The 12,585-nt window shown below is 63.4% G+C and carries 13 protein-coding genes; 10 read left to right on the forward strand and 3 right to left on the reverse strand.

What is annotated here, in order from left to right:
• Positions 1–210: 210 nt before the first annotated feature.
• The 9 genes from LH62_RS25655 to LH62_RS31315 are packed head-to-tail and all read left to right on the forward strand — an operon-like array spanning position 211 to position 7,392.
• Positions 211–1,044, forward strand: coding sequence for an ABC transporter permease (locus tag LH62_RS25655; RefSeq protein ID WP_082012915.1), 834 nt, complete (start codon positions 211–213; stop codon positions 1,042–1,044).
• 3 nt (positions 1,045–1,047) lie between these two features.
• Entirely contained in the window at positions 1,048–1,788 is a 741-nt protein-coding gene (locus LH62_RS25660) for an ABC transporter ATP-binding protein (RefSeq protein ID WP_043366645.1), read from the forward strand.
• A 31-nt stretch (positions 1,789–1,819) separates the two neighbouring features.
• On the forward strand, positions 1,820–2,758 hold the full coding sequence (locus LH62_RS25665; RefSeq protein ID WP_043366647.1) for an ABC transporter substrate-binding protein: 939 nt from the start codon (positions 1,820–1,822) through the stop codon (positions 2,756–2,758).
• Positions 2,759–2,760: 2 nt separating this feature from the next.
• Positions 2,761–3,705 carry an ABC transporter substrate-binding protein gene (locus tag LH62_RS25670; protein ID WP_043366648.1) on the forward strand — a complete coding sequence of 315 codons (945 nt, stop codon included), beginning with the start codon at positions 2,761–2,763 and terminating at the stop codon, positions 3,703–3,705.
• Between the two features lie 3 nt (positions 3,706–3,708).
• Positions 3,709–4,704: an isopenicillin N synthase family oxygenase gene (locus tag LH62_RS25675; RefSeq protein WP_043366649.1), complete on the forward strand. Its 996-nt coding sequence runs from the start codon at positions 3,709–3,711 to the stop codon at positions 4,702–4,704.
• Complete coding sequence (locus LH62_RS25680) at positions 4,704–5,681, forward strand: tripartite tricarboxylate transporter substrate binding protein (RefSeq protein ID WP_043366650.1); 978 nt, start codon at positions 4,704–4,706, stop codon at positions 5,679–5,681. The genes LH62_RS25675 and LH62_RS25680 overlap by 1 nt, the downstream gene beginning before the upstream one ends.
• A gap of 31 nt (positions 5,682–5,712) precedes the next feature.
• Entirely contained in the window at positions 5,713–7,023 is a 1,311-nt protein-coding gene (locus tag LH62_RS25685; protein ID WP_043366651.1) for an O-acetylhomoserine aminocarboxypropyltransferase/cysteine synthase family protein, read from the forward strand.
• Between the two features lie 4 nt (positions 7,024–7,027).
• A complete protein-coding gene (locus LH62_RS25690; protein WP_043366652.1) occupies positions 7,028–7,216 on the forward strand; it encodes a hypothetical protein in 189 nt (62 codons plus the stop codon).
• A gap of 5 nt (positions 7,217–7,221) precedes the next feature.
• Positions 7,222–7,392 (forward strand): hypothetical protein, encoded by a 171-nt coding sequence (locus LH62_RS31315; protein WP_160299893.1) that lies wholly within the window; start codon positions 7,222–7,224, stop codon positions 7,390–7,392.
• Between the two features lie 330 nt (positions 7,393–7,722).
• On the opposite strand, the gene LH62_RS25695 is transcribed toward LH62_RS31315, so the two are convergent.
• The gene (locus LH62_RS25695) at positions 7,723–8,757 is read right to left on the reverse strand and encodes a YhcG family protein (RefSeq protein ID WP_236552697.1); all 1,035 of its coding nucleotides are present in this window, start codon (positions 8,755–8,757) and stop codon (positions 7,723–7,725) included.
• Between the two features lie 138 nt (positions 8,758–8,895).
• Here LH62_RS25695 and LH62_RS29585 point away from each other — a divergent pair, with 138 nt between their 5' ends.
• Positions 8,896–9,543, forward strand: coding sequence for a recombinase family protein (locus tag LH62_RS29585; RefSeq protein ID WP_043366653.1), 648 nt, complete (start codon positions 8,896–8,898; stop codon positions 9,541–9,543).
• A 28-nt stretch (positions 9,544–9,571) separates the two neighbouring features.
• Here LH62_RS29585 and LH62_RS29590 read toward each other — a convergent pair whose 3' ends face one another.
• Positions 9,572–11,500: an ATP-dependent endonuclease gene (locus LH62_RS29590; RefSeq protein WP_082012943.1), complete on the reverse strand. Its 1,929-nt coding sequence runs from the start codon at positions 11,498–11,500 to the stop codon at positions 9,572–9,574.
• Positions 11,501–11,781: 281 nt separating this feature from the next.
• A complete protein-coding gene (locus LH62_RS30620) occupies positions 11,782–12,405 on the reverse strand; it encodes a hypothetical protein (RefSeq protein ID WP_144404695.1) in 624 nt (207 codons plus the stop codon).
• Between the last annotated feature and the right edge of the window lie 180 nt (positions 12,406–12,585).

Below are 12,585 nucleotides of genomic sequence, written 5' to 3' on the forward strand. Positions count from 1 at the left end.
GGGTCCTGCCGGCAGGAGGTCCGATGCGTCACGCCCCTCGCGTTCCTGGCCCAGGCCCCCGCCTGGCCCGCCGCTGTCGCTGTCGGGCCTGACCTCCCCGGGGCCGCGCCGCGGCCCCTCCCTTGGCCTCCCGGGGCCGCGGCGCGGCCTCACCCCCGACCCTGTGACCGCCAGCGCCGCGAGCGCCGGCCTTCCCTCTGGAGTACCGCTATGTCCGGGCAGTCCCTCGGCGCGAGCCTGCCGCTTCGCCGAGCCCCCTCGCGGCCCGATCTCGGGGCCTTGCGCCTCGACCGGGCGCGCCGCTTTGTCGTCCCCGTCCTGCTGATCCTGCTGTGGCAGGCCGGGGCGGAGGCGGGGCTCTTCTCCATCCGGCTGCTCGCGCCGCCCTCGGCCATCCTCGCGGCGGCGTGGCAGCTCATCCTCTCGGGCGAGTTGCTGCACCACCTGCTGGTCTCGCTGCGGCGCGTCGCTATCGGCCTCGCCATCGCCCTTGGCGCCGGCGTCTCGCTCGGCCTGGTCGCCGGCCTCTCTCGCCTCGGCGAGGATGCGCTGGACGCCACGCTCCAGATGCTGCGGGCCCTGCCCTTCCTGGCGCTGGTGCCGCTGCTGATCCTCTGGCTCGGCATCGGCGAGGCGACGAAGATCGCACTCGTCGCCCTCGGCGCCACCTTCCCGATCTACCTGACGCTGTTCGGCGGCATCCGCAGCGTCGACCCGAAGCTGCTCGAAGCCGGCCGCGTCTTCGGCCTCGACCGGGCGGCGCTGATCCGCCATGTCGTCCTGCCGGCGGCGCTGCCGCAGGCGCTGGTCGGGCTGCGCTATGCCCTCGGCACCGCCTGGCTCAGCCTCGTGGTCGGCGAGCAGATCAACGCCACCGCCGGCATCGGCTACCTGGTGATGGATGCGCGGGAATTCCTGCGCACCGACATCATCCTCGTCGGCCTGCTGGTCTATGCCCTGCTCGGCCTCGGCGCCGATCAGCTGGTCCGCGTTATCGAGCGGCGGGCCCTGGCCTGGCGTCCCTCCCTGGTGGGGGAGGGCTGAGCGATGGCCGCCCCGATCCTCCGCCTCCGCGACCTCACCCGCCGCTTCCACGGGCCCGACGCGCCGCCGGTGCTGGACCGGCTGGACCTCACGATCGGTGCCGGCGAGTTCGTCGCCCTGCTCGGCCGCAGCGGCTCCGGCAAGACGACGCTGCTGCGCACGCTCGCGGGCCTCGACCCGGTGACCGAGGGCGAGGCATTGCTTCCCGCCCGCCGCGCCGTGGTCTTCCAGGAACCGCGGCTGCTGCCCTGGAAGCCGGTCTGGCGCAACGTCGCCCTCGGCCTGCCCGGCGCGGCGGAGGCGGTGCGGCAGCGCGCCCTCGCCGCCCTGCGGGAGGTCGAGCTGGCGCACCGCGCCGGGGCCTGGCCGCTGACGCTCTCGGGCGGCGAGGCGCAGCGCGCCGGCTTGGCCCGTGCCCTTGTTCGGGAGCCTGACTTGCTCCTGCTCGACGAGCCCTTCGCCGCGCTCGACGCGCTCACCCGGCTGCGGATGCAGTCGCTGGTGGCGGAGCTCTGGCAGGCGCATCGCCCGGCGGTGCTCCTCGTCACCCATGACGTCGAGGAGGCGCTGCTGCTCGCCGACCGGGTCCTGGTCCTCGCCGGAGGCCGGCTCGTGCAGGACCTGGCGGTGGATCTGCCGCGCCCGCGCCGCCGCGCTGCGCCCGGCTTCGACGCGCTCCGCATCCGCCTGCTCGCCACGCTCGGTGTGGACGAGGACGGCCATGACGCGGCGAGGGCCGCCTGACGCCATGCCACGCCAATATGGGAACCCCAGCATGACCATCGCCCGCCGCGCGCTTCTCGGCGCCGCCACCCTGCTCGCCGCGCCGGCCCTGGCGCAGCCGGGCCCCACCCTCCGCATCGGCAACCAGCGAGGCGGGCTGCGCTCGCTGATCGAGGCCTCTGGCGCCGCCGAGGGCCTGCCCTACCGGATCGAGTGGAGCGAGTTCCCCGCCGCCCAGCCGCTGCTCGAGGCGCTGAATGCCGATGCCGTCGACCTCGGCACGATGGGCGACCTGAATTTCTTCAGCGTCTTCTCCTCCGGCGCGCCGATCACGGCGATCTCCGCCTCGCGCTCGGACGGCGCCTCCCAGGCCATCGTCGTGCGCGGCGACAGCGCCATCCGCAGCGTCGCCGACCTTCGCGGCAAGCGCGTCGCCGCGGCACGCGGCGGCTGGACGCACTACTCCCTGCTGGCGATCCTGCATCAAGCGGGCATTCCCTTCTCGGATGTCCGCTTCTCCTGGCTGCTGCCGGCCGAGGCGGCGCTCGCCTTCCGCACCGGCGAGGTCGATGCCTGGTCGGTCTGGGAACCCTACACCTCGCTCGAAGTGCTGAATTTCGGCGCCCGCGTCCTGGCCGATGCGCGCGGCCTCACACCCTCGGCGAGCGTGCTGGCGGTCAACAACCGCGCGCTGGCCGCACGGCGCGACCAGTTGCTCGACTTCGTCCGGCGCGACGCCCGCGCCTGGGACTGGGCCCAGGCCAACCGCGCCGTCCATGCCGCGCTCACCGCCCGCATCATCCGCCAGCCGGAGCCGGTGCTGCTGCGCGCCTATGAGGTGAGCCAGACCCGCGCCGTGCCGCTCGACGAGGCGCTGATCCGCGAATTCCAGCAGGCCGTCGACCAGGCCCATGCCTGGGGCGTCGTGCCCGGCCGTGTCGACGTCGCCCGCGCCGTCGATCCCAGCTTCACCCGCAACCTGAGGGCCTGACCATGACCCCGACTATCTCCCGCCGTGGCCTCGCCCTCGGCGCCGCCACGCTGCTCGCCGCGCCGGCCCTGGCGCAGGCGGCGCCGGTGCTCCGCATCGGCAACCAGAAGGGCGGGCTCCGCTCGCTCGTCGAGGCCTCCGGCGTCGCCAAGGATTTGCCCTACCGCATCGAGTGGAGCGAGTTCCCGGCCGCCGCGCCGCTGCTCGAGGCGCTGAATGCCGGCGCGCTCGACCTCGGTTATCAGGGCGACCTCGCCTTCCTCACCGTCGCCGCCTCGGGTGCGCCGCTGCGCGGCATCGGCATCGCTAGGCCCTCGCCCGCCGGCCAGGGCATCCTGGTGCGGGACGACGCCATCCGCAGCATCGCCGACCTGCATGGGAAGCGCATTGCCGGCAATCGCGGCGGCTGGGGCCACTACCTGATCCGCGCCGCGCTGAAGCAGGCCGGCATCGCGCCGGATGCGGTGACCATCAACTTCCTGCCGCCCACCGACGCGCTGCTCGCCTTCCGCTCCGGCGCCGTCGACGCCTGGGCGATCTGGGAGCCCTACATCTCGGTCGAGGTGCAGCAATTCGGCGCCCGCACGTTGCTGGACGGCCGTGGGCTCACGCCCTCCATCATGTTCATCTCCGCACATGAACAGGCGATCCGCGACAAGCGGCCGCAGCTCGCCGACTTCCTCCGCCGCTTCGCCGCGGGCTGGGATTGGGCCCGCGACCACATCCACGACTATGCCCGGTACAACTCCGAGCTGACGCGCATCCCGGAGGCCGCGCTTCGCCGCGCCTACGAGATCGAGGCGACGGCCGCGGCGCCGCTCAACGAGGCGGTGCTCCGGGAGTTCCAGCACGCCGCCGACCAGGCCGTGGAATTTGGCCTGCTGCGCGACCGCGTCGATGTGCGGCGCACGATCGAGCTGGGCTTTGCGCCCGCGGCGGGGGGCTGAGCGATGGCCGCCCTACCGCTGCTCGACCTCCGCCGCCTGGAAACGGACCGCGCCGCCTTCCTCGCCCAGCTGCGCGCCGCCGCGCGCGACCCGGGCTTCTTCACTCTCACCGGCCATGGCGTCGACCCGGAGCTGGAGAGGTCGGTGGTCGAGGAGGCGCACCGCTTCTTCGCCTTGCCCGAGGCGGAGAAGCTTGCCGTCCAGATGGTTCATTCGCCGCATTTTCGCGGCTACAACCGGGCCGGCGCCGAGCTGACGCGCAGCCGCCCTGATTGGCGCGAGCAATTCGACGTCCATGCCGAGCGCGAGGCGGTGCCGCAACGCCCCGGCCTGCCGGCCTGGACCCGGTTGCAGGGCCCCAATCTCTGGCCCGCCGCCCAGCCCTCGCTGCGGCCGGCGCTGTTGGCCTGGCAGGCGGCGTTGTCGCGGCTTGGCCTCCGCCTGCTCGGCGCCTTCGCCGAGGCGCTGGAGCAGCCGGCCGATGTCTTTCATCCGCTGGTCGGCGAGGAGCCGGGGCAGAACCTGAAGATCATCCGCTACCCGGCGGTCGCCGAGGGCGAGCCCGAGCAGGGCGTCGGCCCGCACAAGGATAGCGGCCTGCTGAGCTTCGTGCTGCAGGACGCGGTTGGCGGCCTGCAGGTCGAGACGCGGGAGGGCTGGGTCGATGCCACGCCCATCCCCGGCAGCTTCGTCGTCAATATCGGCGAGCTGCTGGAGCTTGCTTCGGACGGCTACCTGCGGGCCACGGTTCACCGGGTGCTCAGTCCGCGCGGGGCGGACCGGCTCTCCGTTGCCTTCTTCCTCGGCGCCCGGCTCGACGCGACCGTGCCGGTGCTCGCCCTTCCGCCGCATCTGGCGCGGGAGGCGACCGGGCCGGAGGCCGACCCGGAGAACCCGCTGCTGCGCTCGGTCGGCGAGAACGTGCTGAAAGGCCGGCTGCGTTCCCACCCGGACGTGGCCCGGCGCCACTATGCCGACCTGCTGGCGGAGGCACGCTGATGCTGAACCGCCGCAGCCTCTTCGCCTCGGCCGGCGCCATGGCGCTGGCACGCGGGGCGGCCGCCCAGCCCGGCTGGCCAGACCGCCCCATCCGCATCGTCGTCCCCTGGCCTGCTGGGGGCCCGACAGACACCTTCGCCCGCGGCTTGGCGCGCGAGCTGGCGCCGCTGCTCGGCCAGCCGGTAGTGATCGACAACCGCGCCGGCGCCTCGGGCACGGTCGGCATCCAGCATGTCGCCCGCGGCCCGGCCGATGGCCACACCCTGCTGGTCGCCAACACCACGGCCTATATCGGCAGCGTCGTAGCGCTCGGCGAGGCCGCGCGCTTCGATCCGCTGCGCGATTTCCTGCCGGTCGGCCTCTTCGTCGAATCCTACAGCGTGCTCTGGGCCCATCCGGGCGTCGGGCTGCGGGACTTCGATGCGCTGCTGCGCCAGGCACGAGATCAGGCGCTGCCACGCCTCGCCTTCGGCACCACCGGAAGTGGCTCCGTCTCCGAGCAATCGGTGGAGCAACTGGCGCGGCACTACCGGCTCGACCTGACCAAGGTGCCGTACCGCGGCACCGCGCCGCAGGTGACGGATCTCGTCGCCGGCCATGTGCAGATTGGCGCGGCTGACTTCGCCACCGCCGCACCCTTCTTCCGCGACGGCAAGCTGCAGCCGCTGCTCGTTATCGGCAGTCGCCGCCTGCCGGAACTGCCGGATACGCCGGCGACCGCGGAGCTGGGCCTGACGGAGCCGGACTTCGCCATCTGGAATGGCCTCTTCGCCCCGGCCGGCACGCCGCCCGCCGTGCTCGCAGCGCTGGGCGACGCCCTCGGCACCGCGCTGCGGAGCGAGGCGATGCGCGCCCTCACCGAGGGCAATGGCAACCGGGCGGTGTTCCTCACTGGGGAGGCCGCCTCGCTGCGCCTCGCCCGCGACCTCGAGGGCCGCCGCGCCTTCGCCAGCAGCATCCCCGCCGAGGGAAGCTAAGCCCCACCCGCCGACGCAGGAGACAGCAGTCATGACCCAGCATCCCGAGACCCTCGTCCTTCATGCCGGCTGGCGGCGCGATGCCGGCACCCATGCCGTGGCGGTCCCGATCTGGCAGACCACGAGCTTCCAATTCGACGACACGACGCAGGCCGCTCGCCTTTTCGCGCTGGAGGAGGTCGGCAATGTCTATTCCCGCATCGCCAACCCCACCGTCGACGTCCTCGAGCAGCGTATCGCCGCGCTCGAGGGCGGCGCCGCGGCGCTAGCCGTGGGCTCCGGCCAGGCGGCCTCGGCCTTCGCGGTTCAGAACCTGGCCCGGGCCGGCGACAACATCGTCAGCAGCACCGATCTCTACGGCGGCACCTGGAACCTCTTCGCCAATCGGCTGCGCGAGCAGGGGATCGAGGTGCGCTTCGTCGATCCGGCCGATCCGGCGGCCTTCGCCCGCGCCAGCGACGACCGCACCCGCGCCTGGTATGCTGAGGCCCTGCCGAACCCGAAGCTGGAGCCCTTCCCAATCGCCGAGGTGGCGGCGCTCGGGCGCCCGCTCGGCATCCCGCTGATCGTTGACAACACAGCGGCCCCGCTGCTGATACGGCCCTTCGAGCACGGCGCCGCCGTCGTCGTGCATTCGCTGACCAAATATATCGGCGGCCATGGCACCAGCATCGGCGGCATCATCGTCGATGGCGGCAATTTCGACTGGGTCGCGCATCCGGCCAGGCAGCCGGGCCTGAATCAGCCGGACCCGAGCTATCACGGCGCCGTCTGGGTCGAGGCGGCGCGGCCGCTCGGGCCGATCGCCTATGTGCTGAAGGCGCGCACCACCCTGCAGCGGGACCTCGGCGCCTCGCTCTCGCCCTTCAACGCCTTCCTCTTCCTCCAAGGGCTGGAGACCCTGCCGCTGCGGATCCGCGAGCACAGCCGCAATGCCGAGGCGGTGGCGGACTGGCTGGCGGCGAGGCCCGAGGTCACCCGCGTCATCCACCCGAAGCACCTGACCGGCGAGGCCGCGGCGCGGGTGGCGAAATACCTGCCGCTCGGACGCGGCGGGCTGCTCGGCTTCGAGCTTGCGGGTGGGGCGGAGGCGGGGCGGCGCTTCATCGATGCGCTGAAGCTGCTCTACCACGTCGCCAATATCGGCGATGCGCGCAGCCTCGCCATCCATCCGGCGAGCACGACGCATAGCCAGCTCTCGCCGGAGGACCAGTGCGCCACGGGCGTCTCGCCCGGCTATGTGCGGCTGTCGATCGGCCTCGAGCATATCGAGGACATTCTGGCCGATCTCGACCAGGCCTTGGCCGCCACGACCGGCGGCCTGCGCCAGGCGGCGGAGTAGGCGCATGGCCGAAGCGACGACCCCCGCACCGGCAAAGCCGGACGACCCGAGGCGCGACGAGGCGACCAGCCGCCTCGCCACGCCTCGCGAGGCCGGCGCCATCGCGCTGGCTCTCGCTTCCGGCGGCAGCGCGGCGAGCCGCTTGCTGCGTGCCATGCTGCGCGGTGATCCCAACCTGGCAGCCTGGGGCTGAGGGCGATGGCAAGCCTCACCTTCATCGCCGCCGCGATGCCGGCCCTCGGCCTTCCGGATGCGGCCGCACTTCTGGCCTATGCCTCTGTTTTGCTTGCCTCGGCAACCGGCCCGCTTCTGGGATCCGAAAGAGACGACATGCCAGACATCCTTCTCGCCGCCAGTTGGGCCGTTTGATCATCTCGCGCCCGTCTCGGGCAGCGCTCCCTGCTCCGCTCCGTCGCCGGCGGAGGTGCCCGATCTTGGGCATCGCTTAGGCGGCAATTCGACTGGCGTTTCCTCCCAAACTTGGCCAGAGCTTCATAGCTCTGGTCCTTTTTTCCCATTTGCCTTATTGTGAGCTAATTTATCGCAAGGTCCGCAAATTCGATGGATAGATATATCTGTTCCGATTTACCGGTCTGACCTTTCCATAGTGCTGCCTTATGCGACAGCAGGTAGTTCAGACATTAGGCCAGTAGAACGTCTCAGGTGTGAGGCTTTGCCTTTCGGCAGCTGGTAGCGAGGTCAGGTGTCGTCATCCTGGCCAGGCGGCAAGAGAGTCATCCCAGGCTCCAGATCTTCAGACGTCGGTAGTGCCTCTGCCAGGGCGGCCGGCAGTGCCTCGGCGACCAACAGTTTGTATTCAGCCACCCCGATCGGGCTTGTGACACTGCGCAAGGCGTATTCGACCACCACCCGGTTGCGCTCGCGGCAAAGAATCAGCCCGATACTAGGATTGTCGCCTGGCTCACGATCCTGCTCGTCGAGAGCGGCGAGATAAAAGTTCATTTTGCCCGCGTGTTCAGGCTGGAAGGCGCCGATCTTGAGATCGACAGCAATCAGGCAGCGTAGGCGCCGGTGATAGAAGAGCAGGTCGACATACCAGTCCTGCCCGCCCACCTCGAGGTGATGCTGGTTGCCGATAAAGGCGAAGCCCTTACCCATTTCGAGCAACAGGTCCTTCACCCGGGTTACGAGGGCCCGTTCGAGTTCGCGCTCCTTGATGTCGGGCGACAGCGCCATGAAATCGAACTGGTAAGGGTCTTTCACGAGTTGCTGGGCGAGATCGGATGCCTCAGGCGGCAGCGCCCGGTCAAAGTTCGTAATAGCTTTGCCCTGACGGTCACGTAGCTGGGTTTGGATCTGCGTAGCGAGGACCGGACGGCTCCAACCATGCTCGAGGGTCGCCTCTGCGTACCAAAGGCGCTCGGCTGGATCCTTGAGCTTGGTGAGCAGCTCGATGTTCTGTCCCCAGGGCAATCGTCCAACGACCCGTTGGACAATTGTTGGATCAGGCCAAGCTTCAGCAAAGGCGCGCATATACAGTAGGTTGGCCCGCGAGAAGCCATGCATGCCGGCGAACTCCGCGCGTAAGTCCATAGCCAAGCGGTCGACAACCTTGGTCCCCCACCCATCCCGTTCCTGTCGGTCAAGGATCTCCTGCCCAATACGCCAGTAAAGGCCCATGAGCTCAGTGTTGACTGCAAGCGCCGTCCGCAGGCGGGCCTCGCGGATCTTCGCTTTGAGCCCGGCGAGCCATGGGCCATAGCCCTTTGGCATGTCTGAGATGTTTCTACCCATCCCCACCTCACTAAGGGAGTCCACATCGCTTGTCTTCAACTCGACCCCTTAGCCTGTCCACTCTTCAACGGTTGTTGGAGAGTGGACAAAGGGGCATTTTTCCGATACGAAGCGCTAATGGTTGGGTTCGTTGCGTACTACAGAGTATCCACTGATAGGCAAGGCCGAAGCGGCCTTGGCCTCGATGCACAACGTGCAGCCGTTGCGTCCTTCATGGTCAGCCGGGGCGAGCTATCAGCAGAGTTTGTAGAGGTCGAGAGCGGGCGGAAGAACGACCGGCCCCAGTTGGCCGCCGCACTCGAACAGTGTCGCCGCCAGCGAGCAATCTTGGTGATCGCTAAGCTTGATCGACTGGCGCGCAACGTGGCCTTCGTTGCAACGCTGATGGAAAGCGGCGCAGAGTTCGTCGCGGTCGATAATCCCCATGCTGACAAGCTCATGCTTCACATGCTGTCGGCCTTTGCAGAACACGAACAACGTCAGATCAGCTTCCGCACGAAGGCGGCCTTAGCAGCTGCCAAAGCGCGAGGCGTGAAGTTGGGAGGGCCGAATCCCGCTGCCGCAGCTGCGCGAGGACGTGCCGCTCTGAATATGAAGGAAGCACCAACGCGGTCCATAGCGCTGCCAATCATCCAACAAATGCGAGGAGAGGGGGCCAGCTTACGAGCGATTGCCGCAGCCTTAGTAACAAAAGGTGTGCCACCGCTAAGAGGACAAACCTGGCACCCAGAAACCATTCGCAAAATCCTACTAAGTTCTTTGTAGAGAACTCTTCATAGCGAAATTAGGGCAATTAGCTGGAGGGCTCACCCTCATTGATGATTTTAAAATCTCTCATTCCGGCATTCGTTTTATGTGAAATTATAACGTGCCGCCTAGATACTGAAGGCCCCGGCTTAATGACAATTTTGGCCGCAAAGTCTGTACCTGCTCCACGCTCAAATTCATCAATTTCAAAAATTCTGCCTCTTCCATCTGCCGCTTGAAATAACTGAGCTCGCATTTGATCGAGGGACCAAAGCGGCCGTTTGAGTGTAAGCTGCTGAAAATCTAATATGAGCTGCCCCAATATTGGCATTAGAAATTCATCAAAGTTGACTTCTTCTTTTGCTGGAAGCTTCTTTATGTTTTCGAGGAGCTCCCCATAACGTTCAAACAGCTCATCATCCGTAGGCTTACTCGAAAGATAAAGAATTTCTTTTTCTACTGTGCGTCGCTTTTGCCCCTCATCAATACGGAATGGGTTCCCATCATACGATGGCAGATAATTTTCTAACGCTCCCTTAGTGAGTAAAAGGACATTTTTCTGTGCAAGTGCATTTGCAATTTGCTTTAGACGACCATTAACCTCACTGAGCCTTTGCGCTGGAAACACTTTGCCGAGTGCATCTTGATCTCGCGCCAACTGGACTAAAACAGCAATTCGTGCGCGCTGCAGCGCTTCGCCAGCATAATTTCCGTTATTATCGACCGGTAATTTTTTCAAATAATTAAGCAACCCTGCGAGGGAGTTATCATAAACATCTTTCAGCTCTAGATTTGCAGACGCGGCAATAAAATCTTTAACCATCTTTGTAAGAACGCGGTCTAGATCGCCACAGTATTGGGAGAAGTCTGAACCAAGGCCTAGGCTCGAAAGAAAGCTGCTAACCTCTGTATCATTCCGAATGCATCCTCGAAGTGTTCCTGTAAAAAGGCTGTCGAGATCGTAAATGAAAAACGCCTTTTTTCCGAGTTTTTCGCAAAGCAATAGATATTTATTTACTTCATCACACCCACCGGCCTCGATAATACAGCTACCAGCGCCTGGCACAGACACATCACGAGCATCTTGAATGGCTTGTATTATCTGTGAGTCGAAAATTCCTTCAACAAAGACAGGATTATCTGAGAAGAAAAATTGTTTGTGATGAACATTTATTCGAGACACTAAAGTCGTGAGACTCTCAATCGACCTTTGATCCAGCGTCAGTAGATTGCGAGGAGGAAGATGGTCTATGCTAAAGCTAATTACAGATTGAAGTTCAAAAATACTCCTGAAATCTAAGATGAAAGGTGAGTGCGTAATCAGGATAATACCTTTCTTTCCTGGCTCCACTTTTGGATTGCCCGCCACCTTCCTGACTTCTTGCATGAAAAATGCTTGGAACTGCGGGTGCAGATTCAATTCTGGCTCATCAATGATGAGGAATTGGCTTTCATCGTTATAGAGATGCGTAAGCATGACAAGCAGCTCTTTGATGCCATGACATTCATCGCTATCTAGCCTATAAGCTGCGCCCCCAACTCCCAAAAATGCTTTTGGCATAAGGTTTCCAGAATTCCATTCGAGACTGATGGTTCTGTCAAATAGATGACTTAAGGTAGCCTCAACTTTGACTCTTATGTCTAATCTTTCTGCTAAAAGTGGAATCGTATCGATTCCCGAACCAGTAAGGAGTGAAAAACTTTGGAAGTGCTGGAAATACTGTTTTGGTAAACCTTCCGCAAAATTATCGCCGTACACCCCAAGGCCTCTGTTCCGCTGCATTCCATCCAAGCGATCAGTACCGAGTAGACGACATGTCTGAAGATGGTTCTTGAGACTTTCGGCAAAGCGTGATTTGCCGCTGCCGTTAGGCCCAACTAGGAATGTCAATGGCAGAAGCGGGGGAAGGACATAGTTTTGCTCTTTCCAGGGAACGGGAAGGGCAATTGAAACAGGATGTGTTATGGCGGCCATCAGGGAATTCCTTTTGCGGCAAGTTAAACCGCATTTGTCTCTTGCGCACACAATGGTTGTATATAATCGCTATAGTGCTTTGAAGAGACTTTTTGCATCCTAGCGTTCTCAATAATCTGCACGCGATAAACCGGATTATCACGTGCTCATTGAGTCGGCCGTAGGAGCATCGACTTCGCATCACTCAGCCTAACGGTGCCGTACCAAGTACAAAACCATGACGACAAACGTGTCACATAGCCTACCAATCCTACCAATAAAGGTTCGACGCGACCGTCATGTCATTTCACTGGGCATGCTTGAAGCGCACTCGGATCTTTTTTTGCTAGATTTTCAAATAGTTTTACTGCATTTTCTGAAAGCATCGGTGCGTCTATACGCAAGACTGTACCTGTTGCCGGTTTTTCTTTCAATTTTTGATTTATTTCAACAATAGCGCCTGTGCATGTCTTGCTCGCATCAAGTGACTGCTGAACCAAATAAGCAGACGCCACTAACGCCGAGACAAGTACTGGTAATGCGACTGGAGCACCCATACCGGATGCGGCGAATGTAGAACTAGCGGTGTAAGCTCCCATAATAATTGGCCCGAGAACTGCGGCATCTATCGCGAAACTACCAAGAGCGAATGCGCAATCGATAGCCTTGCTATCAAGCATCTTAAATTGACTTGAAAACCGTTTGACTAGATATGCAGTGACGGAGGCTTTATCAATTTTTCCGCCAGACTTCGCCGTTTCCACAATGAAAACTAACGTTCCATAAGTTAATTCCGTCAATGCCGTCAGAACGAGAATGTCTTGAGGACTGTTTTTGTCAAACGCTTTAGACGCGTATGCAGCTTTCATTAGCTCCTCCGCGACTTTGTCGCGAAGCGCTTCCATAACCTTCTCCTCACCAGCCATTTTCTGATCCTTTATTAATTTCAGGTTGGGCAAAGGCGCAAGACTGTAAACTAGGCGTAATGGATGCGCTGCCGGAGTTCTAGAATATTGGTAAAAGATGCAATGATCCGCTACCTAATTCGTACAACACATCCCTGAACCAAATGAGCGGCGCGAAGGGGATTTATAAAACTAAAGCGC

This window comes from Belnapia sp. F-4-1, assembly GCF_000802185.1.
Lineage (GTDB): Bacteria > Pseudomonadota > Alphaproteobacteria > Acetobacterales > Acetobacteraceae > Belnapia.

Excerpts from the sequence above, each read along its gene's own strand:
- LH62_RS25655 (WP_082012915.1), top strand. The coding sequence starts at position 211 with ATGTCCGGGCAGTCCCTCGGCGCGAGCCTGCCGCTTCGCCGAGCCCCC.
- LH62_RS25660 (WP_043366645.1), top strand. The coding sequence starts at position 1,048 with ATGGCCGCCCCGATCCTCCGCCTCCGCGACCTCACCCGCCGCTTCCAC.
- LH62_RS25665 (WP_043366647.1), top strand. The coding sequence starts at position 1,820 with ATGACCATCGCCCGCCGCGCGCTTCTCGGCGCCGCCACCCTGCTCGCC.
- LH62_RS25670 (WP_043366648.1), top strand. The coding sequence starts at position 2,761 with ATGACCCCGACTATCTCCCGCCGTGGCCTCGCCCTCGGCGCCGCCACG.
- LH62_RS25675 (WP_043366649.1), top strand. The coding sequence starts at position 3,709 with ATGGCCGCCCTACCGCTGCTCGACCTCCGCCGCCTGGAAACGGACCGC.
- LH62_RS25680 (WP_043366650.1), top strand. The coding sequence starts at position 4,704 with ATGCTGAACCGCCGCAGCCTCTTCGCCTCGGCCGGCGCCATGGCGCTG.
- LH62_RS25685 (WP_043366651.1), top strand. The coding sequence starts at position 5,713 with ATGACCCAGCATCCCGAGACCCTCGTCCTTCATGCCGGCTGGCGGCGC.
- LH62_RS25690 (WP_043366652.1), top strand. The coding sequence starts at position 7,028 with ATGGCCGAAGCGACGACCCCCGCACCGGCAAAGCCGGACGACCCGAGG.
- LH62_RS31315 (WP_160299893.1), top strand. The coding sequence starts at position 7,222 with ATGGCAAGCCTCACCTTCATCGCCGCCGCGATGCCGGCCCTCGGCCTT.
- LH62_RS25695 (WP_236552697.1), bottom strand. The coding sequence starts at position 8,757 with ATGCCAAAGGGCTATGGCCCATGGCTCGCCGGGCTCAAAGCGAAGATC.
- LH62_RS29585 (WP_043366653.1), top strand. The coding sequence starts at position 8,896 with ATGGTTGGGTTCGTTGCGTACTACAGAGTATCCACTGATAGGCAAGGC.
- LH62_RS29590 (WP_082012943.1), bottom strand. The coding sequence starts at position 11,500 with ATGGCCGCCATAACACATCCTGTTTCAATTGCCCTTCCCGTTCCCTGG.
- LH62_RS30620 (WP_144404695.1), bottom strand. The coding sequence starts at position 12,405 with ATGGCTGGTGAGGAGAAGGTTATGGAAGCGCTTCGCGACAAAGTCGCG.